Genomic DNA, 1,683 nt, shown 5'->3' with positions numbered 1-1,683 from the left:
GGGCTCGGGTGGGCGCGAGATAAATCTCGCGCAGGGCCACCTTCATGCCCGGCTGAACAGATTTCGGCACCTTGTTGAGCACGTTGGCGGTCTTGTGCAGCCAGCACCTCTGATGATGGGTGCCGGGGAATAGCTCGTCGAGCGCCTTCCAGAAGCCCAGTGCCCCGTCCCCAACAGCAATCCGGGGCGGGATGGTCAGGCCCCTGCGTTTGACCTCGACGAGCAACTCGCGCCAGCTCTGGGCGCTCTCGCGCACGCCGGTCTGGAAGCCGACCAGCTCCTTCCTGCCCTCCGGCGTGGCGCCGATCAGCACCAGCATGCATTCAGCCTGATCCTCCATCCGCGCCTGGAGATAGACGCCGTCGGCCCAGACATAGACGTAATGCCGGGCCGAGAGATCCCGCGCCTGCCAACGCTCGTATTCGCCCTGCCATTCGCTGGTGAGCCGGGTGACCACCGAGGGCGAGAGGTTGGGCGCGTCCGTGCCGAGCAAGGCAGCCAGAGCTTCCTGGAAGTCACCGGTGGAGAGCCCACGCAGGTAGAGGATCGGCAGCAAGGCATCCAGGGTATCCATCCGAGCGGGGCCGCGGGATTTTGGGTGCCGCGCGTGGTAACGTCGGTTCATGGAGATCGATGAGGACAAGATCGACGATGCCGTTTTGGCGCTGTTATGGCTGACGCTGCATAACGAGCGTTGTGCCTGGAAGGGCTTCGACTGGGCAACGACGGATCGGCTTCACAAGAAGGGCTTGATCGGCGACCCAGTCAACAAGTCGAAGTCATTGATCTTGACCGATGAAGGCTTGGAGCGTTCGGAAGCATTGTTCCGGGAGCTGTTTACGCGGCCGCCGCAATAGTCGTCCCTTTGTGTGACTTCCATTGCCAAGGCAGCAGTTCGTGCAGGCGGGAGACAGGAAGATCGGCGATGCGGGCGAACACATCGGCGAGCCACGCCTTTGGGTCGACGTCGTTGAGACGGCAGGTCGTGATGAAGGTGAGCATGATGGCGGCTCGATCGGCCCCACGCTGGGAACCGGCGAAGGTCCAGTTTCGGCGCCCGAGTGCAATTCCTCTCAGAGCGCGCTCGGCCGCATTGTTCGTGAGACAAATCCGGCCATCTTCCAGGAAACGGGCAAAGCCATCCCAGCGCTTCAGCATGTAATCGATCGGCTCGATCACCTCGGACGATTTGCTGAGCGTGGCGCGCTCCCGTTTCAGCCACTCGTGCATGTCATCGAACAGCGGCTTGCTCTTTTCCTGCCGCGCGGCCAGTCGTTCTTCGGCGCTCAATCCATTGATCTGGCGCTCGATCTCAAACAGCGCGTCGTACCGTTGGACGGCCTCCAATGCGATCGGCGAGATAGGCTTGCCTTTGCGTTTGCGGTCGCGGGCACTTTTCTGGATGTCGGCCAGTTCAAAGAATTTGCGCCGCGCGTGCGCATGACAAAAGGCGAAGGTGATCGGTACCGCTTTCTTTTCGGCGACACTGAGCGGCTCGAAGCCATTGTAACAATCACTCTGCAGAATGCCGCCATATCTGGCCAGGTGCTTCTGCGGATGCTCGCCGCGCCGGTTACTCGAAGCATAGTATATTGCCGCCGGCGCTGCCGCTCCGCCGTAGGGCCGGTCATCGCACACGTAGGTCCATATTCGCCCGGTCGTGCATTTGTCTTTGGCCTGGAT

2 protein-coding genes and 1 pseudogene are annotated in these 1,683 nt (G+C 61.6%); 1 reads left to right on the top strand and 2 read right to left on the bottom strand.

The window, feature by feature from the left end; genetic code table 11:
• Positions 1-577: pseudogene (locus C7G61_RS42650) on the bottom strand (IS256 family transposase); the annotation flags it as partial.
• A gap of 46 nt (positions 578-623) precedes the next feature.
• Between C7G61_RS42650 and C7G61_RS42645 the strand changes: the two are divergent.
• Positions 624-857: a DUF6429 family protein gene (locus C7G61_RS42645; protein WP_108523402.1), complete on the top strand. Its 234-nt coding sequence runs from the start codon at positions 624-626 to the stop codon at positions 855-857.
• On the opposite strand, the gene tnpC is transcribed toward C7G61_RS42645, so the two are convergent.
• The coding region (gene tnpC, locus C7G61_RS42640; RefSeq protein WP_108523401.1) for an IS66 family transposase at positions 838-1,683 on the bottom strand (846 nt) is incomplete at its 5' end. The genes C7G61_RS42645 and tnpC overlap by 20 nt on opposite strands.

It is taken from the genome of Bradyrhizobium algeriense, from assembly GCF_003062295.1.
GTDB lineage: Bacteria > Pseudomonadota > Alphaproteobacteria > Rhizobiales > Xanthobacteraceae > Bradyrhizobium > Bradyrhizobium algeriense.
This window is presented reverse-complemented; position numbering and strand designations above follow the sequence as displayed.

Bases quoted from the DNA above. Each gene is read 5' to 3' on its own strand.
- C7G61_RS42645 (WP_108523402.1), top strand. From the start codon at position 624: ATGGAGATCGATGAGGACAAGATCGACGATGCCGTTTTGGCGCTGTTA.